We start from the raw sequence: 22400 nt of genomic DNA, 5'->3' as shown, positions 1-22400 counted from the left end.
GCTCGTTAGACTCGCTGGCGACCACCCACAGACCCCGCGAACCACCGCCTGGGAGTGCACCCGTGCCCATCGTCGTCCAGAAGTACGGCGGCTCCTCGCTCGCCGATGCCGAGAGCATCAAGCGGGTGGCGCGTCGCATCGCCGAGACCCGCAAGGCCGGCAACGACGTCGTCGTCGCCGTGTCCGCGATGGGCGACTCGACCGACGAGCTGGTGGACCTCGCACAGGACGTCAGCCCGGTCCCGCCGCCGCGTGAGCTCGACATGCTCATGACCGCCGGCGAGCGGATCAGCATGGCGCTCGTCGCGATGGCGATCCACGACCTCGGCATCAGCGCTCGCTCGTTCACCGGCAGCCAGGCAGGCGTCATCACCGACGAGGCGCACGGCAGGGCCAAGATCATCGACGTCACGCCGGGCCGCATCACCGAGGCACTCGGCAAGGGGCACGTCGTCATCGTCGCGGGCTTCCAGGGCGTGAGCCAGAGCACCAAGGAGATCACCACCCTGGGCCGTGGCGGCACCGACACGACCGCGGTTGCGCTCGCCGCCGCGCTCGGGGCGCAGGTGTGCGAGATCTACACCGACGTCGACGGCGTCTTCACCGCCGACCCGCGCATCGTCCCCCGGGCCCGCAAGCTCGACCGGATCTCGGCCGAGGAGATGCTCGAGCTCGCCGCCAGCGGCTCCAAGGTCCTGCACCTGCGCAGCGTCGAGTACGCCCGTCGCTACGACATCCCCATCCACGTCCGGTCCTCCTTCACCCCGAAGGAAGGCACCATCGTCAGTGACCAGCCGGGCCAGCAGGGCCCCGAAGGAGAAACCGTGGAAGCCCCGATCATCGCCGGCGTCGCCCATGACCTCAGCGAAGCCAAGATCACCGTGGTCGGTGTGCCCGACACGACCGGCAAGGCCGCCCAGATCTTCCACGCCGTCGCTGCCGCCGAGATCAACCTCGACATGATCGTCCAGAACGTCTCGGCGACAGACACGGGCCTCACCGACATTTCGTTCACCCTGCCCAAGACCGATGGGCAGACCGCGATGGAGGCGCTCCAGGCGATCCAGGAGCAGGTGGGCTTCACCGGCCTGCAGTACGACGACCAGGTCGGCAAGCTGTCCCTCGTCGGGGCGGGCATGCGCTCCAACCCGGGTGTCTCGGCGACCTTCTTCCGGGCGCTCGCCGACGCCGACGTCAACATCGAGATGATCTCGACCTCCGAGATCCGGATCTCGGTCATCACCCGCAGCGAGCTCCTCGACGAGGCCGTCCGGGCGGTGCACACCGCCTTCGGACTCGACTCGCAGGACGGTGAAGCGGTCGTCTACGCGGGCACGGGCCGCTGAACCGAGACGACCCGGATCGGATGACTCCTGTGTCCCACGCTGCGTCGAACGCCGCTGTCCTGAACGACTCCCCGACCCTCGCCATCGTCGGCGCCACCGGTGCCGTGGGCACCGTCGTGCTCGACGTGCTGCCCATGCGCCGCCACATCTGGGGTGACGTGCGCCTTGCCGCGGGGGTCGAGGATGTCGGCAAGGTATGCCGCGTGGCCGGCGAGGACCTGACGGTCCAGGCCCTGACACCGGAGTTCTTCGACGGCGTCGACGTCGCGCTCGTGGACGTCCCACCGGAGATCTCCGCTGAGTGGGCCGCCATCGCCGTGGAGCGCGGAGTCGTCGTCATCGACAACAGCCCGACGTTCCGGCGCGACCCCGACGTGCCGCTCGTCGTGACCGAGATCAACCCCGAGGCGGTGAGCGAGCGCCCCAAGGGCGTCATCGCCAACCCCGGGGCCACCGTGATGACGATGATCGACGTGCTCGCGGTGCTGCACGCGCAGTGGGAGCTGGCCGAGCTCGTCGTCACGAGCCTCCAGGCTGCGTCCGGCCTCGGTCGTGCGGGGATGAGCCGGCTCCATGACGAGATCGCCGTCGTCGCCGGTGACCGCGAGCTCGGGATGCGCCCGGGCGACGTGCGTCGTGCCATCGACCACGAGCTCGGCCCGAGCATCTTCGGCGGACCGCTCGCGCTCAACGTCCTGCCGTTCGCCGGATCGCACGTCGGCGACGGATGGAGCTCCGAGGAGTCCAAGATCCGCCAGGAGACACGCAAGATCCTGGGCATGCCCGACCTCAAGGTGTCGGCGACGTGCGTGCGTGTGCCGGTCGTCTCCACGCACTCGGTGTCCGTGCACGCGACGTTCGCGAAGTCGATCACCGTGGCGAAGGCGCGCCAGGCCCTCGTCGAGGCGCCGGCCGTCGTCGTCCTCGACGACCCCGAGCACGGCGAGTTCCCCACACCGGCCGACATCGTCGGTGCCGACCCTCGGTTCGTCGGCCGGATGCGCCAGGCGATCGACTTCCCCCGGACCCTGGACCTCTTCGTCTGCGGCGACAACCTGCGCAAGGGGGCGGCGCTCAACATGCTCCAGACCGCCGAGCTCGTCGCTGCCACCCTCTGACAGCTGGCTGCCTACGCGGCCGGCGGGCTTGTCCGGCTGCCTGGCTGCCTGGCTGTCTGGCTGTCTGGCTGTCTGGCTGGCTGGCCATCCGTCCGCCCGGAGCGCGTGACGTCGGCGTGACCTCGTGGACAGACGCCGTGCACGTGCCCCTGCCACGCTGCCCAGGGCATGGGCGTGCAGGCCGGGTCGGCACTGCATCTCGATCGGGTGACGTCTGTGGCGTGTTACTGGTGTGACCGGTGTGACTCGTGGTGCAATTCGGACAGCGGTTGTGGGACCGCACGGCAGAAGTTGAGGAGGCGTCATGTTCACGAGGCAGAGACCAGAGCCCGGGCGCCCTGCGCTGCCGGCGCGCACCTTCCACGCGGCCCGCGACCTTGCCCGTCGCAGCCTGGGCATGACGCGAGACACCGTGCACCGGGAGTTCCTCGAGCGGGCCAAGTCGCAGGAGGCGCTGAGCGACGACCAGATCTGGCGTCGCTACCAGTTCCGGCACCTCGCAGCCTTCGTCACCATCCCGGCACTCCTGCTCGGCACGGCGAGCATCGCCGCGGCATACGGAAGCGGTCTCATGAGCAGCGACCCGGTGCCGGTCTGCGAGCCGGTCGTCGCTCTCGCCCCGGCCTTCGGGTCCTTCAAGGTCACGGTCATGAACGCCTCCGGCCAGAACGGCGCCGGCCAGGTCGTGGGTCGTGACCTCTCCCGGCGCGGGTTCAGCGTCGGGGACGTGACGACCGCCCCGCGCACGCTCTACGTCAAGGCGCCAGCACGCATCTACCACGGCAAGGACGGGCTCGACCAGGCCCTGCTCGTCGCCCAGACCATCGACGGCGCCGAGCTCGAGAACGACGGCCGCGCCGGCACCAGCGTCGTCTTCGTCATCGGTGGCGACTTCACCAAGATGCTCCCGGCGCCGCCCCCGAAGCAGCCGGCCCTCTCGTCCTTCACCGTCAACGTCTACAACACGACGTGGCGCTCGGGCCTGGCCAAGACGGCTCTGGCCGAGCTCGGCTCGCGCGGCTTCACCACGGGCAAGCAGGGCAACAACCCGGACGGCTCGTTCCTCCCCGACGACGTCGCGGTCGTCCTGCACGGACCGGACGCAGACCTCGCAGCCGGTCTCGTGGCCCGCGAGATCAAGGGCTCCGTGCTGCGGGAGGTGCCGCGCGACAACATGACGATCGACGTCCTCATCGGCAACAAGTTCGAGTCCGTCACGCCCCGCACCGAGCTCCCCCAAGCAGGCCGTGCGCAAGGACCCGCCCCACACGGTGACCCGCCCCTGCGACTGACCCCGCCCGTCCACTCCTCGGGCGGCGGCCGATGTGTCGCCGGTCACACTGGTTGACTGTGCCCATGCCTGTATCGACCGTTGCCCTGCTCACCGCCGGTGGTCTCGCGCCCTGCCTCTCGTCCGCCGTGGGCGGGCTCATCGAGCGCTACACCGAGGTCGCACCCGACGTGCGGATCATCAGCTACCAGAACGGGTATGCCGGCCTGCTCACCGGCCGCTCGGTGGAGGTCACCCCCGAGGTCCGTGAGGGTGCGGCGCTGCTCCACAAGTTCGGCGGCTCCCCGATCGGCAACAGCCGGGTCAAGCTCACCAACGTCGCCGACTGCGTGAAGCGCGGCCTCGTCCAGGAGGGCCAGGACCCGCTGCGAGTCGCCGCCGAGCAGCTCACCGCTGACGGGGTCGACGTCCTTCACACCATCGGTGGCGACGACACCAACACCACCGCCGCCGACCTCGCGGCCTACCTCGCCGAGCACGACTACCCGCTCACGGTCGTCGGACTTCCGAAGACGATCGACAACGACATCATCCCCATCCGCCAGTCGCTGGGAGCCTGGACCGCGGCCGAGCAGGGCGCGATCTTCGCCCGCAACGTCCTCGCCGAGCACTCGTCCAACCCGCGGATGCTCATCATCCACGAGGTCATGGGCCGCCACTGCGGCTGGCTGACGGCCGAGACCGCCCGTCGACACCATGCGTGGGTGGCCGAGCAGCAGTGGCTGCCGGGTGTGGGCCTCGATGCCCCTCGCTGGGACGTCCACGCGGTCTTCGTCCCCGAGCAGCCGATCGACCTCGCCGTCGAGAGTGCCCGCCTGAAGGCCGTCATGGACGAGATCGGCTGCGTCAACATCTTCCTGTCCGAGGGCGCCGGCGTGGCCGAGGTCGTGGCCGAGCTCGAAGCCGCCGGCCTCGAGGTGCCCGTCGACCCGTTCGGACACGTGCAGCTCGACAAGGTCAACCCCGGCGCGTGGTTCGGCAAGCAGTTCGCCGCCCTGCTGGGCGCCGAGAAGGTCATGGTCCAGAAGTCCGGCTACTTCTCCCGCTCCGCCGCCGCCGGGGACGAGGACCTCGCCCTCATCCGCGAGTGCACGGAGTATGCCGTCGACGCCGCCCTGCGTGGCGAGTCCGGTCTCGTGGGTGAGGACGAGGAGCGGGGCCACGAGCTGCGCGCCATCGAGTTCCCCCGCGTGGCCGGAGGCAAGAAGTTCGACGTCGACGTCCCCTGGTTCACGCAGCTGCGATCCTCGGTCGGCCACGCCTGAGCGCACGGTGGGCGGCCGGCATACGCCGCCCGTGTCGGCTTCCCCGCACAGCCACCGACGAAGACGACGGTGGCCAGGACACGGGTGAGGGGACCAGCGAGGCGACGGCTCAGACGTCCACGACATCGAGGACGGCGCGGACGGCGCCCGACACCTCGTCGACCCGACCGCGCCGGACCGCCTCCGCCAGCAACCGGACGTGTGACGGGTGGGCCACGGGAGCCCCCAGCTGGCGTGCCCGGTCCCCGAGCGCGGTGTCGACCCGGGCGAGCAGCGACTCCCCATCGACCAGCCGTAGGACGCACTCCCACACGTCATCGAGCTCACGGTGGCCGCCGTCGTCGGCCAGGAGGGCAGAGCGAAGGGCGCTGTCCGGGTGCCGCGCCGCGCCGATGGCGAGCTCGGTCATGGTCGCGAGTCGGGTGAACTGCAGCTCGGAGAGGGGGACGTCGTCGAGCGAGGGGAGGGTCACGCGGGCCTGGGGGTCGCGCACGACCGCTCCGTCCCCGTGACGCACCTCGAGGCGGCCCCTAACCTCGAGTGCGACGAGCGCCCGGCTGAGAGTTGCTCGGCTCACGCCCAGGTCCTTGGCCAGTCGCCGCTCAGGAGGCAGCCGGTCGCCGGGGACGAGCCCCTGGGCCTCGATGAAGTCGGCGATGTGGTCGGCCAGCTGCTCGTACAGGCGCGGACGCAGCAGCTTGCGTGGGGCGCCGCCGCCGCCCTCACCTCCGCCCGGGCCCATCGGGGCAGCGTTGCTCACCGGTGCTCCAGCGGGCAGGTGTCTGAGGTCATGGGTCCCAATCTATTGACAGATGGCCTGTTGGCCAAGAGGCTAGGCCACTGAACCACCGGGGCGCTCGGCCTCGATGAGCAAAGGAGCTCACATGAACGACGTCATCGCCCTCGGGGTCCTCGTCCTCGTCTTCCTCGTCGCCACGGTGCGGTCGATCAACATGGGTGCCCTGGCCCTCGTGGCCGCGGCGGTCGTCGGGGTCACCGTCTTCGACGTGGGCCCGGCCGAGGTCGTCGGCGGCTTCCCCGCCACCCTCTTCGTCATCCTCGTCGGGGTCACCTACCTCTTCGCCCTGGCCAAGAACAACGGAACGGTGGACTGGATGGTCCATGCGAGCGTCCGGGCCGTCCGAGGTCGGGTGGCGCTCGTGCCCTGGGCGATGTTCGGCATCTGCGCCGTCATCGCCGGCATCGGCGCCGCCACCCCGGCGACGGTCGCCATCGTCGCCCCGGTGGGCATGGGCTTCGCCGCCCGCTACCGGATCAGCCCGGTCCTCATGGGCATGGCCATCACGCTCGGCGCCACCGGCGGCTCCTTCTCCCCGATCGGGATCTTCGGTGCCATCACCAACGGTGTCGTGGACGACAACGACCTCCCCGGCAACCCCGGCCTGCTCTTCGCGATGTCGGTCATCTCCTGCTTCGTCATCACTGCCCTGGCCTTCGTGCTCTTCGGTGGACGTGAGCTCATCAGCCGCGGCCGGGACGTCGCCGCCGAGGACGAGATCAGTGAGGCCGCGGTCGCCGCGAGCCGCACGGCCACTCGCTCCGCCGTCACCGGAACCCCCGAGGCCGCCGTCGAGCGCGCGCGCACCGGTGGTGTCGACACGGCGGCCGGGTCCACCGAGGACGACGATAGCCGGCTCAACCCCGAGCGCATCCTCACCCTCGTGGGTCTGGCCTTCCTCGCGATCTCGGCGTTGCTGCTCAAGTTCGACGTCGGCTTCACCGCCCTGGGGGTCGCGGTCGTCCTCACCCTGATCTACCCGGCCTCGGCCAAGGGCGCCGTCGACAAGATCGCCTGGGGGACCGTCCTCCTCGTCGGAGGCATCGTCACCTATGTCACCCTGCTCCAGGACCAGGGCACCGTGGACTGGCTGGGGGAGCAGGTCGCCGGCGTAGGCGCCCCGCTGCTCGCGGCCCTCCTCATCTGCCTCATCGGAGCGGTGGTCTCGGCCTTCGCCTCGACGACCGGCATCCTCGGTGCGCTCATCCCGCTCGCCGTGCCCTTCCTCCTCACCGGTCAGATCGGTGCCGTCGGCGTCGTCATCGCCCTCGCCATCTCCTCCTCGGTCGTCGACATCAGCCCGTTCTCGACCAACGGCGCCCTCTGCGTCGCCAACGCCGAGCCCCGCGAGCGCGACCTCGTGTTCCGGCAGCTGATGCGCTGGGGCATGAGCCTCGTCGTCGTCGCACCTCTGGTGACCTGGGGCCTGCTCGTGGCACCGGGCTGGCTGTGAGCGCCGGGCCGCTCAGCGGCACCCTCGTCGTCGACCTCAGCCGGGCCCTCGCCGGACCCCACGCCGGCATGATGCTCGGCGACCTCGGTGCCCGCGTCATCAAGGTGGAGTCGCCCGGGCACGGGGACGACACCCGCGGATGGGGACCGCCGTTCGTCGACAGCGAGGGTCGGCCGGCCGCTCCTGCCGAGGGGGTGTCGACCTACTTCCTGTCGTGCAACCGCAACAAGGAGTCGATCGCCCTCGACCTGAAGTCCGACGAGGGGCGCGAGGTACTCACGGCGCTGGTGGAGCGCGCCGACGTCCTCGTCGAGAACTTCAGGACCGGGGTGCTCGACCGGCTCGGCTTCTCCGCCGAGCGCCTCCTCGAGCTCAACCCGAGGCTCGTCGTGCTGAGCATCACCGGCTTCGGCCACGACGGCCCCGAGGGCGGGCGCGCCGGCTACGACCAGATCGCGCAGGGCGAGGCCGGCCTCATGTCGGTCACCGGTTCCAGCCCCGACGATCCCCAGCGGGTCGGCGTACCCATCGCCGACCTCCTCGCGGGGATGTGGGGCGGCTACGGCGTCCTCGCCGCGCTGCTCGAGCGCGAGCGCAGCGGTCGCGGGCAGGTGGTTCGGACCTCGCTCCTCGCGGGTGTCGTAGGCATCCACGCCTTCCAGGGCACCAGGCAGACGGTCGCCGGCGAGACGGGACGGGCACAGGGCAACCACCACCCCTCGATCTCGCCCTACGGCCTCTTCCGGTGCCGCGACGGCGCCGTGCAGATCGCGGTCGGCAGCGAAGGACTGTGGCGCCGCTTCTGTGACGCCTTCGACCTGGACGCGCAGACCGTGGGCATGCAGACCAACCCCGATCGAGCGAGGAACCGCGAGGCGGTCATCGAGCTCGTCGAGAGCGCCTTCGCATCCTTCGACAGCGCGGACCTCCTCGACAAGCTCTCCGCGGCAGGCATCCCCGCAGGCAAGGTCCGGACCCTCGACGAGGTCTACGACTGGGACCAGGTGCGGTCCCAGGGCCTGCTCGTCGAGGTGGACCACGCTTCCCTCGGCCCGGTCACCCTGCCCGGGCCGCCGCTCCGGTTCTTCGACGGCGAGGGTACGGAGACGACGATGACGTCGCACTCGGCGCCGCCGCTCCTCGACGCCGACCGCGAGTCCGTGCTCGCCTGGCTGGACCGACCGTGAAGCGGCGGCTCTCCGCGCACGACCTGCTCGGGCTCGTCCTCGACACCGGCTCGTACCAGTCGTGGGACGAGGCTCCCGTCGACGTCGAACCGGACGCCGCGTATGCCGCCGCGCTCGCGGGTGCCCGCGAGAAGTCTGGGGTCGACGAGGCCATCGTCACCGGCGAGGGACTTCTGCGCGGGCGCCGGGTCGCCGTCGTCGCGGGTGAGTTCTCGTTCCTCGCAGGCAGCATCGGTGTCGCCACTGCTGACCGGCTCACGTATGCCATCCGCCGCGCCACCGAGCAGGGCCTCCCGCTCCTGGCCGCTCCAGCCAGTGGTGGCACGCGGATGCAGGAGGGCACCGTCGCCTTCCTGCAGATGGTGCGGATCACCTCCGCCATCACCGCCCACAAGGCGGCCGGCCTGCCGTACCTCGTCTACCTGCGCGACCCCACAACCGGAGGCGTGCTCGCCTCGTGGGGCTCACTCGGCCACGTCACCGTCGCCGAGCCGGGGGCCCTCATCGGCTTCCTCGGCCCCCGCGTCTACGAGGCGCTCTACGGCCGCCCCTTTCCCGAGGGGGTCCAGCTCGCCGAGAACCTCTTCGCCCACGGCATCGTCGACGCCGTGCTCGAACCCGAGCGGGTGGCCGACGTCCTCGACCGCGCCCTCACCGTCCTCTCCGCGCCCCGCACGCCCGCCGTCCCGCCGCTTCCGACCCGGCTCGACGAGCTCGTCCGCGACGTTCCTGCGTGGGAGTCGGTCACGACCTCACGACGCAAGGAGCGTCCCGGCATACGCCGCCTGCTCCGCTACGCCGCGCGAGATGTCGTGCCGCTGAACGGGACCGGCGCAGGGGAGTCCGACCCCGGACTGCTCCTCGCCCTGGCTCGCTTCGGTGAGGTGCCGTGCGTGGTCCTCGGACAGGACCGCCGCGGCCAGAGTGCGGACCGACCGATGGGCCCGGCCGCACTGCGCGAGGCGCGGCGCGGGATGCGCCTCGCGCGCGAGCTGCGCCTCCCGCTCGTCACGGTCATCGACACCCCCGGTGCGGCGCTCTCACGCGAGGCGGAGGAGGGAGGCCTGGCCGGCGAGATCGCGCGTTGCCTCGCAGAGCTCGTCGACCTCGAGGCGCCCACCCTCTCGGTCCTGCTTGGCCAGGGCACGGGCGGCGGAGCGCTGGCACTGGTGCCGGCCGACCGCACCGTGGCAGCCCAGCACGGCTGGCTCTCGCCCCTTCCGCCCGAGGGCGCGTCGGCGATCGTGCATCGCGACACGGACCACGCTGCCGAGATGGCGCAGGCCCAGGGTGTGCGCTCGCTGGACCTGCTGGCCCACGGGCTCGTCGACCTCATCATCCCGGAGCTCCCCGACGCCGCTTCCGAGCCCGAGGACTTCTGCCTGCGGCTCGGTGCCGTCCTCCAGCACGAGCTCGCGACCCTGTTGGCGACCGACCCCGCGGTCCGACGCGCGGCCCGACTCGAGCGGTTCGCCCGCCTCGGACGGCTCCCCGCGCCAGCCACGGCCTGACCTCCGGAGCAAGCGACGAGGACCTCGCCCTCAACCAAGAATGCGGAGCGGGCCTTCGACTCCTTGGCGGGCACGCCTGAGCGCGAGGTGGGCGGACGGCATACGCCGCGTGTATCTGCGCGGCTCGGGACGGCTCCTCTGGGGTGACACCGTCACGCAAGGGAGCCCGCCATGCACGACTCGACCCAGACCGCCGCCACCATCACGCCACCGCGGGTGCGGGCCAGCGCCTCCGTGCGCACCTACCGCTACCTGCGACTCAGCCTCGTCGGGCTCGTCCTGCTCCTGCTCGTGTGCGTATGGCTGGAGCGGCTGACCGGCGCCGAGGTCAACCGACGGCTCGGCTCGATCAGCGCGTACTACTACACGCCCGCGCGCAGCGTCTTCGTCGGAGCGCTCGTCGCCATCGGCATCAGCCTCGTGGCGATCGTCGGGAGGCGCGGGTTCGAGGACACCTCCCTCAACGTCGCCGGGATGCTCGCCCCCGTCGTGGCCATGGTGCCGACGCCCCGGGGCGCCGGGGGAGCGCCGTGCGACCCCGAGGGGCGGTGCTCGGTGCCGCCGGAGTTCGTGCCGTCCGTCGTCAACAACGTGTGGGGGCTCGTGGCACTGGGGTTGCTCGGGCTGGCGGTGGGCGTGAAGGTCGTCATCCTCCGTGGTCAGTCCTCGGCCGCGACGCGCCGGGGTTTCTTCCTCGCGGCCGCGGTGTGGCTCGCCTTCGTCCTGTGGTTCCAGCTCGGCCGCGATGCCTTCCTCGACCTGGCTCACTACGCCTCTGCCGTGCCACTGTTCGGGCTCATCACCGGCGTCGCGTTCGTCAACGCGCGCAAGGCCTCGGCTCGGCGTGAGGGTCTGCCCAGCAAGGGGGCGAAGTCCTACCCGGCGATCTACGGGGTCGTCGCCGGCATCATGGCCCTGACCTTCGTCGTGGCTGCCGTGCTCGCCGTCGTGGACCAGTGGGGTGGTGGTGGGACGCCGACGGAGTGGGTGCTGTGGGTCGAGGTCGTGCTGCTCGTGTCGTTCGCGGTGTTCTGGGTGACCCAGACCCTGGACTACTGGGACGACGGCCTTCCCGAGGAGGCCGTCACAACGCCGGTGGGAACGACAACACCGCAGGAGCGCGTGCGCTGACCTGCGGTGTTGTCTGTCTGTCGGGGTGACAGGATTTGAACCTGCGACCTCTTCGTCCCGAACGAAGCGCGCTACCAAGCTGCGCCACACCCCGTGGCTGTCGCCGCCCTTGCAGGCAGCGACACCAGAGAATAGCCGACGGCGACCCGCCTCCCGAAATCCGTTCCGCAAACAGGGCAGGGTGGGGCCCATGCGAGCGACGGCGGGGCCCGGTCGGCGCCTGAGGAGGGGGCTGGGCGTCGTCGGATGCACGCTCCTGATGATGGCCACTGCCGGCTGCGCTCAGCCCGAACCGGACGAGCAGGAGGTGGCACGAGCCGTCCGTGGACTGACCGGCGTCGAGGGGGTCGACGCGTCCTTCACCGGCACGAGCCTGGGCGGCGCCGGCGACCAGGAGATCTCGGTCCAGGTGGCCAGCCCTCCCGACGCCGAGGAGGTCGAGGAGCTCGTGCGCAGCCTCCCCGAGACCCTGGGGCGCATCAAGCACGCCGACGGCTACGACGAGCTCGTCCTCACGACGCGGGACCTCGGCGAGGGAGCCGGGGTGAGCGCCGACGCATCGAGCCTCGAGTTCGGACCCGAGCCGCCGCTGCCCGGGCTCGCGACGCGGTGGGCGAAGGCCGTGGCCAGCTCCCCTCCGGGCGGCCTGCAGGTCAGGGCTCGCCCAGCCCCACGGCGCGCCACCGCGACGGTCTCGTCCCATGAGCCGGTGTCGACCGCATTGGGTTGGGCCCTGGGCAGTGGCCTCCTTGAGCTCGACTGGACCGTGGTCGAGTACCAGACGCCGCAGTCTCCCTACGCCCGCTTCAGCGCCGGACGCCCCCTCGCTGCACCGATGGTGGACGAGTGGAAGGCCATCGAAGCCACGTATGCCGGTCAGGACGGGAGTGCGTCCATCGCCCGTGTCGTCGTGGTCGAGGACGTCGAAGGTGTCCGCCGTATCCGGGTCGTGGTCTCGCTCCCAGGCGTGGCCGGCTCCTTGGCCGAGGCTGCCCACGGCGCTTCCGTCTGGCCCATCGTCGAGGCCGCCCACGACTCCATGCCGGCCGGGCACCGGCTCGACCTCGAGCTCGGCCGCTCCGAGAAGGGCACTCAGGACGGTGGCGCTGGCGACGCAGACCTCGTCGACGACGGCACCGGCTCGGCGGACTGGGAGGCGGCCTTCCGGAAGCGCTTCCCCGACGCCGTCCCGGTCAGCGCGACACCAGGGTGAGCAGGGTCGCCTCGGGGCGGCACGCGAACCGCACCGGCGCATAGGGCGAGGTCCCGAGGCCCGCAGAGACGTGCAGGTATGCCGCGTCGCCCGGTTGCGTGGGCACGTCGCCTCCCGCGCCGGACCACCACCGGGACACGCCCTTGGCCCGGCCCCGGTCGAGGTCGCAGTTCGTCACGAGGGCGCCGTAGAACGGCAGGGCCAGCTGGCCGCCATGGGTGTGCCCGGCGAGGATGAGCCCGACGCCGTCGGCGGTCATCGCGTCGAGGACCCGCTGGTACGGCGCGTGCACGAGACCCAGCGTCAGCGCAACGTCAGCGGCAGCGGGAGCCGACACCGCGGCATACCGGTCTCGTTCGATGTGCGGGTCGTCGACCCCGACGAGCTCGAGCCGGTGCGGGCCCACCGTGACCGTCGTCCGGGCGTTGTCGAGGTCGAGCCAGCCGCCGGCGCGCAGGCCGTCGATGAGGTCGTCGACCGGCAGGTCCGGCCGGGTCGCACGCGGCGGACGGGCGTGGTCACGAGTGAGGTAGCGGCCGGGGTTCTTGGGGACCGGGGCGTATCGGTCGTTGGAGCCAAGGACGAACGCGCCAGGGAAGTCCATGAGGGGCTCCATGGCCCGCAGCAGGCCCGGGACGGCATCGACAGCAGCCAGGTTGTCGCCGGAGTTGACGACGAAGTCCGGTCTGAGAGAGGCCAGCTCACGCACCCACTCGATCTTGCGGTGCTGACGAGGCACGAGGTGCAGGTCGCTCACCTGCAGCAGGCGGAGCGGCGCAGTGCCCGAGGGCAGTACCGGGACCTCGAAGCGGCGCACCGTGAAGAGGTTGCGCTCGACGAGTCCCGCATAGGCGACGCCGGTCACTCCGGCAGCGGCCACCCCGGCGAGGGTCTGCAGGACGGTGCGGGTCGTCGACGTCATCGACCCAGTATCCCGGTTGACCCTGGTGCGAGACTGGAGCCATGACCGACACGACCCTCAAGGGCACGCTCCGGAGCGACCTCCACGACGCCATGCGCAGCAAGGACAAGGTCCGTGCCGGCACGCTGCGCATGACGCTCACCGCGATCACCAACGCCGAGGTGGCCGGTGTCGAGGCCAAGGAGCTCACCGACGACGAGGTGCTCAAGGTCATCGCCAAGGAGGCCAAGAAGCGCAAGGAGTCGAGCGCGGCCTACGTCGATGCCGCTCGTCCCGAGCTGGCCGCGGTCGAGGATGCCGAGCTGGTCATCCTCGAGGCCTACCTGCCCAAGCAGCTCGACGACGCGGAGCTGGAGCGCATCGTGCGCGCCGCCGTCGACTCCACGGGGGCCAGCGGCATGGCTCAGATGGGGCAGGTCATGAAGGCAGCCCAGGGGGAGATCGCCGGACGCGCCGACGGTGGGCGCGTCGCTGCGATCGTCAAGCAGGTGCTTGCGGGCTGACCCAGCTGGCCGAGGTTGGTCGAGCTCAGGGCTTGCCCGGCTTGCTGGGCTTCGGCTTGGGACCCGTCGGGGGCGGGACGACGACAGTCGGCTCAGGGGTGTTGGTGGTGGTGCGCGGTCTGGGCTGGATCCGGATCCTGGGCTGGGACTCCGTCCGGGTCTGGTTCCTGGGCTGGGCGAACGTGTCCTCCTGGTAGCCGCGCGAGATGAAGAGGGTGATCGTCGCACCCTTCGTGGCCCGCGTGCCGGGGCTGGTCCGGGCCACGTTGCCCTCCTCGATGCCGCTGTCGACCCGCGTCCCGACCTTCACCTCGAACCCGGCTCCTTCGAGCTTGAGGGTCGCGATGCCGACGGTGTCGCCGATGACGTCCGGGATCGGCACCTGGTTGCCGTTCTTGACGCGCTCCGAGGGTGGGGTGAACGGGACGACGGGCAATCCAGCGGTCGCGGCCTCCATGATCTGGCCCCACACCGGACCGGCAACCGTGCCACCGAAGACGCTCTTCTTGTAGCCGTAGGTGCCGAAGGTCTTGCCGTTGAGCGTGGTGAGGTCACCACGACTGTTCTTGGCCACCTTGATGTTGCCGATCCACACCGATGCGGCGCGCTGCGGGGTGTAGCCCACGAACCACGACTGGTTGTGCGAGTTCGTCGTCCCGGTCTTGCCGGCGGCCGGTCGGCTGCTCTGCCACGACCCCTCGGCCGTGCCCCGGCTGTCCCTGAGCGGCCCCTCGAGGAGCAGGTTGACGCCGTCGGCGATGTCGGCCCGGATGACCTGCTTGCAGGTCGCCGGTGGAACCTTGATGGCCTTGCCGTTGGAGGTGGTGATCGACGCGATCGGGGTCGGCTCGCAGTACTTGCCGCGGGCGGCCAGGGTGGCGTAGGACGCTGCCATGGTCATCGGCGTCGCCACGCCGGCGCCCAGGGTGATCGAGGAGATGGACGTGCTGATCGGCTTGCCGTCTCCCTGGTGGATGCCCATCCGGCCCATGACCTCGTGAACCTTGCAGCCGCCGAGGTCGATGACGAGCTGACCGAACGCGGTGTTGATCGACTCGGCCGTGGCCTTGGCCAGGGTCATGACACCGCCGCTGCGGTAGTCGTTCTCCACCGGCCAGGCCTCCTGGGCGTTGCACCGGTCCTTCATGTCCTCGACCGGGAAGAGGTGCGGGTCCTCCGGGGAGGCGGAGGGTGCATTGACCGTGCCGTCGAGCGGCATACCCGACTCGAGGGCCGCGACGAGCGCGTACATCTTGGCGGTCGAGCCGAACTGGTAGCCGTACTGGCTGCCGCCGTAGCGCTGGTCGACGTTGAGGTTGAGCTGGCTCTTGGTGAAGTCCGTGGCCTGGGCCATCGCGAGGATCTTGCCGGTGCCGGGCTCGATGACGGTCGACGCAGCGCCGAGGTTGCTCCGGTTGCCGATCGGCACAGCCTTGGTCAGCTCGGTGAGGGTGGTCTTCTGGAAGCTTGGGGTCCAGGGTGGTCTTGATCGTCAGCCCGCCCTGGTTGATGTTCTTGAGGCGCTCGGCCGGGGTCTTGCCGAGCACGGCCATCTGCGGCGACTTCTGGAGGTACTCCATCATGTAGGCGCAGAAGAACGGCTCGCTCGACCGCTGGCAGACGCCCTTGGGCGGCTTGCGGTTGCCGAGCATGGCCGGGACGGCGACCTTCTTGGCCGCGGCCACGTCCTTGGCCGTGGCCATGCCGAGGAACTGCATGCGGTCGAGCACCGCGTTGCGGCGGGTCTGCGACTGCTTCGGGTTGAGCACCGGGTTGAACGTCGTGGGCTGCTGCACGATGCCGGCGAGCAGGGCCGACTGACCCAGGTTGAGCTTGCTGGCCGGGATGCCGAAGTAGTTCTGGGCCGCGGCCTCGACGCCGTAGGCCTGGTCGCCGTAGTAGACGAGGTTGAGGTAGCCCGTGAGGATCTGCTCCTTGGTGAAGTTGCGCTCGACGTCGAGGGCGTACTTCAGCTCCTGGAAGCTTGCGGGTGTAGCCTTCTCGACGGCCCTCTCGGCCGCCTCCTTGTCGTCCCGGCGGAGGGCGTTCTCCTGGAGGGTGATCTTGACGTACTGCTGGGTGAGGGTCGACGCGCCCTGCACGGACCCGCTCGAGACGTTCGAGACCATCGCCCGGGTGAAGCCACGCACGTCCAGGCCGCCGTGCTCGTAGAACCGGGAGTCCTCGATGGCGATCTGGGCCTTCTGCATCCACGGTGAGATGTTCTTGAGCGGAACGATGATGCGGTTCTCGTCGTAGGGGTTGGCGATGAGCTTGCCGCTGGCGTCGACGATGCGCGATTGCTGGGCCAACGGGGAGACGGAGAACTCGCTGGGCAGGTCGTTGAAGGCCTTGACCCCGCTCTTGGTGGCGCTCCCGCCGGCCCCGATGGCCGGGATCGCGAGCCCGGCCATGAGCAGGCCCATGAGCGCGCTCAGGACCACGAGCCCCGTCAACAGGCGGAGGACATGGGGGAGATTGTGGGCGCGACCATCCATACCATCAGGGTAACTCGGGATCTAGTGGGGTCCCGCGACCGACGATTTCCGCGCGTTGTTGCGTTCTGGCGGTAAATGTCTAGACTAGTAACTAGTTACTACGAGCCATATAACTAGTCCCCATATTCGTCATGGTGCAGGTTTCACCTACTGCCTAGTTTTCCCTTTAGCGCCATCCGGGAGGGAATGGCCACAGGCAAAGGGACAGAGCAATGACGATCACCACAGCACCACCCGCCCAGAGCACGCAGGGCACGTCCGACTGGTCGACGCGCGGCACGTGCGTCGGCACCGATCCGGACGCACTCTTCGTCCAGGGCAAGGAGCAGCGCACGGCCAAGGTCGTGTGCCGTGAGTGCCCGGTGGCGCTCGAGTGCCTCTCGGATGCCCTCGACAACCGGACCGAGTTCGGCGTGTGGGGTGGCATGACCGAGCGCGAGCGACGTGCCCTGCTCCGTCGCCACCCGGGAGTCCGCTCCTGGCGAGAGGTCCTCAGCAAGACGATGGGCCGCCCGCCGGTCTGAGCTCTTCTTCTCGTATGCCGGGTCGGCGCCTTCATGGCACCGGCCCGGCTTTCGTATGTCTTGTCGTGTGTCCCGCACTCAGCCGGCCAGCAACCGGCCCACCTCGCGCAGTCCGTCGAGGTCGTGCACGTCCGTCGCCGATGCGGCAACGGTCGCGAGCCGGACGTCGGGGTGGGACGCGGCGAAGCGGGTGACGACGGCGTGCTGCCTGGCCGAGGTCGAGGCCAGGTCGAAGTGCAGCTGGAGCAGGCCCTCGGTGAGCGTGCCGTGAGGACCGTCCTCGGCGAGCTGTTCGGCTCCGTCCTCGGCCCGTGACGCGGACAGCGCAGCCGCCCCGAGCGACTGGAGACGGTTCACGACGACTCCCGCGAGCGGCATACGCTCCTCGCCCAACCGGTCCACGAAGAAGGCCGCCTCGCGCAACGCATCGCGGTCGGGGGAGGCGACCACGACGAAGGCGGTCGTGTGCTCCTTGAGCAGGGCGTAGGTGACGTCGGCGCGCTCGCGGAAGCCGCCGAACATCGTGTCGAGCGCCGCCACGAAGGTCTGCACGTCCTGGAGCATCTGACCGCCGAGCACCCGGCTGAGCGTGCGCTGCGCGAGGTCCACGCCGGCGCTGAAGACCTTGAGGTAGGCCCGGCCCCCGGCCTTGGCGGGCGCCATGAGGAGGCGCACGAAGCGACCGTCGAGGAAGGAGCCGAGCCGCTTGGGTGCGTCGAGGAAGTCCAGCGCCGATCGCGACGGCGGGGTGTCGACGACGATGAGGTCCCAGGTGCCCTCGCGCTCGGCCTGGGCGCGGAGCTGCCCGAGCTTCTCCATGGCCATGTACTCCTGCGTGCCCGCGAACGAGCTCGACACCGCCTGGTAGAAGGGGTTCTCCAGGATCTGTGCGGCCTTGTCCGGTGTGGAGTGGGCTTCGACGACCTCGTCGAAGGTCCGCTTCATGTCGAGCATCATCGCGTCGAGAGAGCCGCCCGCCGAGAGGTCGACGCCGGCCACGGGCCGGGGTGTGTTGTCGAGCTCGGTGAGGCCGAGGGCCTGGGCCAGGCGGCGGGCGGGGTCGATGGTGAGGACGACGACCCGGCGACCGGCCTCCGCCGCGCGGATGCCGAGGGCAGCCGCGGTCGTTGTCTTGCCGACACCGCCCGCACCACAGCACACGATGATGCCGACGCCGGGGTCGGCGAGCAGGGCGTCGATGTCGAGGCGTGGGTGCTCGGACTGCTTCTGTCGTGCCATCAGCGCACTCCCTGCGCGAGGAGCTCGTCCGAGAGGACGGCGATGCCGCCGTCCTCGACTCCCCCGGTGAGTGCCGGCAGCTCGATGACCGGTCGGCCGGCGGCCACGATCTCCGCGGCCATGTCGTCCTGGAGGGCGAGCCGCTGGGCGTGGTCCCGTCCCTCGCTGATGAGGCCGCGGACCATCGGGTTCGTCGGGCGCAGTCCGGCACTGACGAGCTCGGCACGCAGCGTCTCGTCGAGCTCGTCGTCGTTGCCGCCCAGCGCGCCGATGTGGGCGGGGGAGAGATGGGGCTCGCGGATCTGGTTGACGATGATCGAGCCGAGGTGGAGCCCGGCAGCGGCCAGGTCGCGCAGCCCGTCGAGGCTCTCCTGCACCGGCATCTCCTCGAGCAGGGTCACCATGTGCACGAGCGTGCGCTCGTCGTGCAGCATGCCGGTGATCGAGTCGGCCTGCGAGCGGATCGGCCCGACCTTGGCGACGTCGGCGAGTTCGGCGTTGACGTTGAGGAAGCGCACGGCCCGACCGGTCGGCGGTGCGTCCAGCACCAGCGCGTCGTAGTGCAGGCCCTTCTGCTTCGACCCCCGTCCGCCCTTGGTCCGACCGGCTGCCTCGTAGATCTTGCCGGTGAGCAGGACGTCACGCACACCCGGCGCGATCGTCGTGGCGAAGTCGATGGCTCCGATCTTCTCGAGGGCCGAGCCCGCGCGACCGAGCTTGTAGAAGAGCTGGAGGTACTCGAGCAGCGCGGCCTTGGCGTCGATCGAGAGCGCCCACAGCTCGCCGCCGCTGTGGTGGGTGACGAGCTTGACCTCGGTGGTGCCGAGAGGTGCGACGTCGAACGTCTGGGACAGACCCTGGCGGCCCTCGACCTCGATGACCAGGACGCGCTTGCCCGTGCTCGCAAGGGCCATGGCGAGTGCCGCCGCCACGGTGGTCTTGCCGACCCCGCCCTTGCCGGTGACGATGTGGAGCCGGGCTCCCGCAAACTCGGCGGGGAGGGTGGATGAGGGCACGGAGCCAGCGTACGTGGGGCCCGACTAGGCTGAGCGGCATGCAGACTTGGGAGTACGCCACGGTGCCGCTGATGATCCACGCGACCAAGCAGATCCTCGACCAGTGGGGCGAGGACGGCTGGGAGCTCGTGCAGGTCCTGACCGGGCCTGACGGCAACGGTCTCGTGGCCTACTTCAAGCGTCCGAAGGGAGCCTGACGATGGGTGCTGTCGAGGACCGCCTGGCCGAGCTCGGTCTCAGCGTGCCCGAGGTGGCCGCTCCGGTGGCTGTCTATGTCCCTGCGGTCCAGGACGGGTCGCGCGTCTTCACCTCCGGCCAGCTGCCGATGGTGTCGGGTGCGCTCGCGGACACGGGCAAGGTGGGCACAGGGGGCGATGGGTTCGTGTCGCCCGAGCGCGCCAAGGAGCTGGCCCAGATCTGTGCCCTCAACGCCATCGCGGCCGTGAAGTCCGTCGTCGGTGACCTCGACAAGGTCGAGCGGGTGGTCAAGGTCGTGGGCTTCGTCGCGTCCGACCCGTCCTTCACCGGCCAGCCCGGCGTCATCAACGGCGCCAGCGAGCTGCTCGGCCAGGCCTTCGGCGACCGCGGCGTGCACGCGCGCTCCGCCGTCGGTGTGACGGTGCTTCCCCTCGACGCCCCCGTCGAGGTCGAGGTCATCTTCCACGTCGCCGACTGACCGTCCCGAGCTCACCCAACTGGACGGTTAGGGACAGCCGGTATGCCGTTGCGCGAGTTTGCTGCCCCGCTTTCTGACGCGTGGGTCGCGAACGCGCGGGCCTGGCTGGCGTCTCCGGGGAAGCCCCTGGTACCCCGGGGTGCGGCCACGGTCCTCGTCGTCCGTGACTCGTCGGACGGGCCCATGGTGTTCGTCCAGAGACGCGTGCCCACGATGGCGTTCGCGCCGTCGATGTATGTCTTCCCCGGCGGAGGCGTCGACGATGCCGACGCCGAGGCCGACCTCGACCCTGCACAGGTCGAGGCCCTCGCCACGCGCATGGACCTGACCCCTGCGCAGGCGCATCCGTTGGTGGCGGCTGCGATCCGTGAGGTCGAGGAGGAGTGCGGGCTGCGTCTGGCGGTGGCCGATCTCGTGCCCCGGGCGCACTGGATCACCCCGGCCTTCGAGAAGCGGCGCTACGACACGTGGTTCTTCGCGGCCCCCATGCCCGAGGGGCAAAGCGCCCTGGGTGCCTCGACCGAGACCGACCACGACGCGTGGGTGCTCCCCGGAAGGCTCCTCACGGCATACGCCGAAGGCAGGGCGGTGATGCTGCCACCCACGGTCGTGGCGCTGGAGCAGCTGGCCACGTTCGGATCAGTGGCCGAGTTCCTCTCCGACTCCCCGGCCCTCACGGCGGTCTCGCCCGAGCTCGTCGACCTCGGCGACCGCCTCGTCATGCGCTCCGACCTCCCCTGACCCCACACCCAGCGACCGGCCACGTCCCCGCGGACAGGTATTGGCCGGGGCCGCGGCACGGTGCCCGCATGCACCTCGAGGGATCAGTGCCTATTACCTGTCCGACAGCCCTGTGGACAAGTCTGGGGACGCCGCCGTGAGTTTCGGCAGGCTGGTGCCATGTCCGTCGCCCGAACTCTCGCCGCCCTGGGCGGAGTGGCGACGACCCACGAGCTTCGGCGCCATCACCCGAAGCGGGCGATCGCGGACGCCCGCGCGGCAGGCGAGGTCGACCGCGTCAGTCGGGGCCGCTACGCGCTTCCGTCCGTCGATGAGCACCGTCGACTGGCCCATGCCCGCAAGGCCCGGCTCTCGCATCTCAGCGCTGCGCTGCACTACGGCTGGAAGGTCAAAGTCGTCCCGCAGAAGGCCCAGATCACCGTCCCGTACAAACGCAGGCTGCGGGCCGAACATCGATCCGGCGTCGATCCTCACTGGGCGGACCTGAAGCCGGAGGACGTCGAGGACGAGGTCACCTCTCCACTGCGAACCGTGCTCGACTGCGCGCGCACTCTCCCGTTCGACGAAGCGCTCGCGGTCGCTGACTCGGCGCTGCGCTCCCGGGCGGTCCACCCGGCGGAGCTCCGGCGCGCCGGGCCTGGGCTGCGTGGGCCGGGCGCGCGGGCCGCGCGTCGGGTGATCAAGCATGCGAATGGCAAGGCGGCCAATCCCTTGGAGTCGGTCATCCGAGCTCTCGCCATCGAGGAAGGGTTCGATCTCACACCCCAGATGCAGTTCGCCGAGTCCGGGATCTTCGCTGTGGTGGACCTCGGCAGCGAAGAGCTGAGGCTGGTCGTCGAGGCCGAGGGCTACGAGACGCACGGCACTCGAGGCGGCCTCCGTCGAGACTGCCGGCGCCACTCGCTCTTCGCGGTGTGGGGGTGGGACTCGTTGCGGTTTGCCTACGAGGACGCAATGTACGAACAGGACTGGGTGCGTTGGGTCTTCCGGTCCTGGCTCATCACGCACAGGGGAGGCACCCCGACGGCGCCGCCGCGACTCGCTCAGGCAGCAGCAGCCTGACCGCCGGACAGGTCACTGCGTCGGATCGCCGGCCGCGCACACGAGCCCAAGGGCGAGCCGCCGGCTCATTACCTGTCCGGAGGGACGGTGGGTGGCAGGGTGGGGGCATGGCTGAGAGCGTGTGGGCCGGTGGGCAGATCACGACCCGGGCGCACTGTGTGCTGGCGCCGAACCCCGGGCCGATGACCCTCGACGGCACGAACACCTGGGTCCTCCTCGAACCCGGTGGCACGGAAGCCGTGGTCATCGACCCAGGGCCTCTCGACGAGCAGCACCTGCAGCGCGTATGCCGTGTGGTCGCCGATGCCGGCGCCCGCGTCACCCTCACCGTGCTCACCCACGCGCACCACGACCACGCCGAGGCTGCGCCGCGCTTCGCCGAGCGGACCCGGAGCCGCGTGCGTGCTGTGGGGCGCGGCCACGACGACCTCGCCGACGGAGACGTCGTCACTGCCGGCGCCCTGGAGATCCGCGTCGTCGCCACCCCGGGCCACACCAGCGACTCGATGTCCTTCGCCCTCGAGGCCGACCACGCCCTGCTCACCGGCGACACCGTCCTCGGTCGGGGCACCACGGTGGTGGCGCACCCCGATGGTGAGCTCACGGCATACCTGGCGTCGTTGGATCGCATCGCCGACCTGACCGGCAACGGAGAGGTGACCAGCATCCTTCCCGGGCACGGCCCGCTGGTGCCGGACGCTGCAGCGATGGTCGCGTTCTACCGGACCCACCGGCAGGAGCGGCTCGAGCAGGTGCGGCAGGCCCTCAAGGACGGGGCGGCGCAGGAGCAGGACCCGGTCGAGGGCGTGCTGACGCGGGTCTATGCGGACGTGCCGCAGGAGGTGTGGCCGGCGGCGCGGATGAGCATCCGCGCGCAGCTGGACTACCTGGGCCAGAGCTGAGTC

Annotated in this window: 21 protein-coding genes, 1 tRNA gene and 1 pseudogene; 16 read left to right on the top strand and 7 right to left on the bottom strand. The window is 70.4% G+C overall.

Annotation, left to right across the window (positions count from 1 at the left end; all coding sequences use genetic code 11):
• The first annotated feature begins 62 nt into the window (after positions 1 to 62).
• The 4 genes from ACZZ98_RS05930 (at position 63) to ACZZ98_RS05915 (ending at position 5020) form a co-directional block, all read left to right on the top strand.
• Positions 63 to 1346 (top strand): aspartate kinase, encoded by a 1284-nt coding sequence (locus ACZZ98_RS05930; protein ID WP_463515376.1) that lies wholly within the window; start codon positions 63 to 65, stop codon positions 1344 to 1346.
• Positions 1347 to 1366: 20 nt separating this feature from the next.
• Positions 1367 to 2464, top strand: a complete 1098-nt coding sequence (locus ACZZ98_RS05925; protein WP_463515375.1) for an aspartate-semialdehyde dehydrogenase — start codon at positions 1367 to 1369, stop codon at positions 2462 to 2464.
• A gap of 304 nt (positions 2465 to 2768) precedes the next feature.
• On the top strand, positions 2769 to 3812 hold the full coding sequence (locus ACZZ98_RS05920) for a LytR C-terminal domain-containing protein (RefSeq protein ID WP_463515374.1): 1044 nt from the start codon (positions 2769 to 2771) through the stop codon (positions 3810 to 3812).
• A gap of 8 nt (positions 3813 to 3820) precedes the next feature.
• Complete coding sequence (locus ACZZ98_RS05915; RefSeq protein WP_463515373.1) at positions 3821 to 5020, top strand: pyrophosphate--fructose-6-phosphate 1-phosphotransferase; 1200 nt, start codon at positions 3821 to 3823, stop codon at positions 5018 to 5020.
• A 109-nt stretch (positions 5021 to 5129) separates the two neighbouring features.
• On the opposite strand, the gene ACZZ98_RS05910 is transcribed toward ACZZ98_RS05915, so the two are convergent.
• Positions 5130 to 5780: a FadR/GntR family transcriptional regulator gene (locus ACZZ98_RS05910; RefSeq protein ID WP_463515372.1), complete on the bottom strand. Its 651-nt coding sequence runs from the start codon at positions 5778 to 5780 to the stop codon at positions 5130 to 5132.
• A gap of 124 nt (positions 5781 to 5904) precedes the next feature.
• On the opposite strand from ACZZ98_RS05910, the gene ACZZ98_RS05905 reads away from it, so the two are divergent.
• From ACZZ98_RS05905 to ACZZ98_RS05890, 4 genes are all read left to right on the top strand, one after another.
• Entirely contained in the window at positions 5905 to 7272 is a 1368-nt protein-coding gene (locus ACZZ98_RS05905; protein ID WP_463515371.1) for an SLC13 family permease, read from the top strand.
• Positions 7263 to 8459, top strand: a complete 1197-nt coding sequence (locus ACZZ98_RS05900) for a CaiB/BaiF CoA transferase family protein (RefSeq protein ID WP_463517730.1) — start codon at positions 7263 to 7265, stop codon at positions 8457 to 8459. Before ACZZ98_RS05905 ends, ACZZ98_RS05900 begins: the two co-directional genes overlap by 10 nt.
• Complete coding sequence (locus ACZZ98_RS05895) at positions 8456 to 9970, top strand: carboxyl transferase domain-containing protein (RefSeq protein WP_463515370.1); 1515 nt, start codon at positions 8456 to 8458, stop codon at positions 9968 to 9970. The genes ACZZ98_RS05900 and ACZZ98_RS05895 overlap by 4 nt, the downstream gene beginning before the upstream one ends.
• A 171-nt stretch (positions 9971 to 10141) precedes the next feature.
• Complete coding sequence (locus ACZZ98_RS05890) at positions 10142 to 11101, top strand: hypothetical protein (RefSeq protein WP_463515369.1); 960 nt, start codon at positions 10142 to 10144, stop codon at positions 11099 to 11101.
• 20 nt (positions 11102 to 11121) lie between these two features.
• On the opposite strand, the gene ACZZ98_RS05885 is transcribed toward ACZZ98_RS05890, so the two are convergent.
• Positions 11122 to 11195 (bottom strand) — tRNA-Pro (locus ACZZ98_RS05885).
• A gap of 168 nt (positions 11196 to 11363) precedes the next feature.
• Between ACZZ98_RS05885 and ACZZ98_RS05880 the strand changes: the two genes are divergently transcribed.
• On the top strand, positions 11364 to 12314 hold the full coding sequence (locus ACZZ98_RS05880; RefSeq protein WP_463515368.1) for a hypothetical protein: 951 nt from the start codon (positions 11364 to 11366) through the stop codon (positions 12312 to 12314).
• On the opposite strand, the gene ACZZ98_RS05875 is transcribed toward ACZZ98_RS05880, so the two are convergent.
• Positions 12295 to 13236 carry a metallophosphoesterase gene (locus ACZZ98_RS05875; protein WP_463515367.1) on the bottom strand — a complete coding sequence of 314 codons (942 nt, stop codon included), beginning with the start codon at positions 13234 to 13236 and terminating at the stop codon, positions 12295 to 12297. The two genes, ACZZ98_RS05880 and ACZZ98_RS05875, sit on opposite strands and share 20 nt — an antisense overlap.
• Positions 13237 to 13277: 41 nt before the next feature.
• On the opposite strand from ACZZ98_RS05875, the gene ACZZ98_RS05870 reads away from it, so the two are divergent.
• Positions 13278 to 13739, top strand: a complete 462-nt coding sequence (locus tag ACZZ98_RS05870) for a GatB/YqeY domain-containing protein (RefSeq protein WP_463515366.1) — start codon at positions 13278 to 13280, stop codon at positions 13737 to 13739.
• Between the two features lie 25 nt (positions 13740 to 13764).
• On the opposite strand, the gene ACZZ98_RS05865 is transcribed toward ACZZ98_RS05870, so the two are convergent.
• Positions 13765 to 15168, bottom strand: a complete 1404-nt coding sequence (locus tag ACZZ98_RS05865) for a penicillin-binding transpeptidase domain-containing protein (RefSeq protein WP_463515365.1) — start codon at positions 15166 to 15168, stop codon at positions 13765 to 13767.
• A gap of 343 nt (positions 15169 to 15511) precedes the next feature.
• Positions 15512 to 16153, bottom strand: a pseudogene (locus tag ACZZ98_RS05860) (transglycosylase domain-containing protein); the annotation flags it as partial.
• Between the two features lie 296 nt (positions 16154 to 16449).
• Between ACZZ98_RS05860 and ACZZ98_RS05855 the strand changes: the two are divergent.
• Complete coding sequence (locus ACZZ98_RS05855) at positions 16450 to 16761, top strand: WhiB family transcriptional regulator (protein ID WP_463515364.1); 312 nt, start codon at positions 16450 to 16452, stop codon at positions 16759 to 16761.
• 78 nt (positions 16762 to 16839) lie between these two features.
• Here ACZZ98_RS05855 and ACZZ98_RS05850 read toward each other — a convergent pair whose 3' ends face one another.
• Together ACZZ98_RS05850 and ACZZ98_RS05845 are read right to left on the bottom strand one after the other, a co-directional pair.
• On the bottom strand, positions 16840 to 18000 hold the full coding sequence (locus tag ACZZ98_RS05850) for an ArsA family ATPase (RefSeq protein ID WP_463515363.1): 1161 nt from the start codon (positions 17998 to 18000) through the stop codon (positions 16840 to 16842).
• Positions 18000 to 19016, bottom strand: coding sequence for an ArsA-related P-loop ATPase (locus ACZZ98_RS05845; RefSeq protein WP_463515362.1), 1017 nt, complete (start codon positions 19014 to 19016; stop codon positions 18000 to 18002). The genes ACZZ98_RS05850 and ACZZ98_RS05845 overlap by 1 nt, the downstream gene beginning before the upstream one ends.
• Positions 19017 to 19054: 38 nt before the next feature.
• On the opposite strand from ACZZ98_RS05845, the gene ACZZ98_RS05840 reads away from it, so the two are divergent.
• The 5 genes from ACZZ98_RS05840 (at position 19055) to ACZZ98_RS05820 (ending at position 22397) form a co-directional block, all read left to right on the top strand.
• Positions 19055 to 19213, top strand: a complete 159-nt coding sequence (locus tag ACZZ98_RS05840) for a DUF4177 domain-containing protein (protein ID WP_156465334.1) — start codon at positions 19055 to 19057, stop codon at positions 19211 to 19213.
• Positions 19214 to 19215: 2 nt separating this feature from the next.
• Positions 19216 to 19692: a RidA family protein gene (locus ACZZ98_RS05835; protein WP_463515361.1), complete on the top strand. Its 477-nt coding sequence runs from the start codon at positions 19216 to 19218 to the stop codon at positions 19690 to 19692.
• Between the two features lie 183 nt (positions 19693 to 19875).
• A complete protein-coding gene (locus ACZZ98_RS05830) occupies positions 19876 to 20433 on the top strand; it encodes an NUDIX hydrolase (protein WP_463515360.1) in 558 nt (185 codons plus the stop codon).
• A 159-nt stretch (positions 20434 to 20592) separates the two neighbouring features.
• Positions 20593 to 21495 carry a DUF559 domain-containing protein gene (locus tag ACZZ98_RS05825; protein ID WP_463515359.1) on the top strand — a complete coding sequence of 301 codons (903 nt, stop codon included), beginning with the start codon at positions 20593 to 20595 and terminating at the stop codon, positions 21493 to 21495.
• A gap of 107 nt (positions 21496 to 21602) precedes the next feature.
• Positions 21603 to 22397 carry an MBL fold metallo-hydrolase gene (locus ACZZ98_RS05820; protein ID WP_463515358.1) on the top strand — a complete coding sequence of 265 codons (795 nt, stop codon included), beginning with the start codon at positions 21603 to 21605 and terminating at the stop codon, positions 22395 to 22397.
• Positions 22398 to 22400 lie beyond the last annotated feature (3 nt).

The organism is Knoellia sp. AC549, from assembly GCF_979258975.1.
The sequence above is the reverse complement of the archived record's forward strand: the minus strand, read 5'-3'. Positions and strand labels throughout refer to the sequence as shown.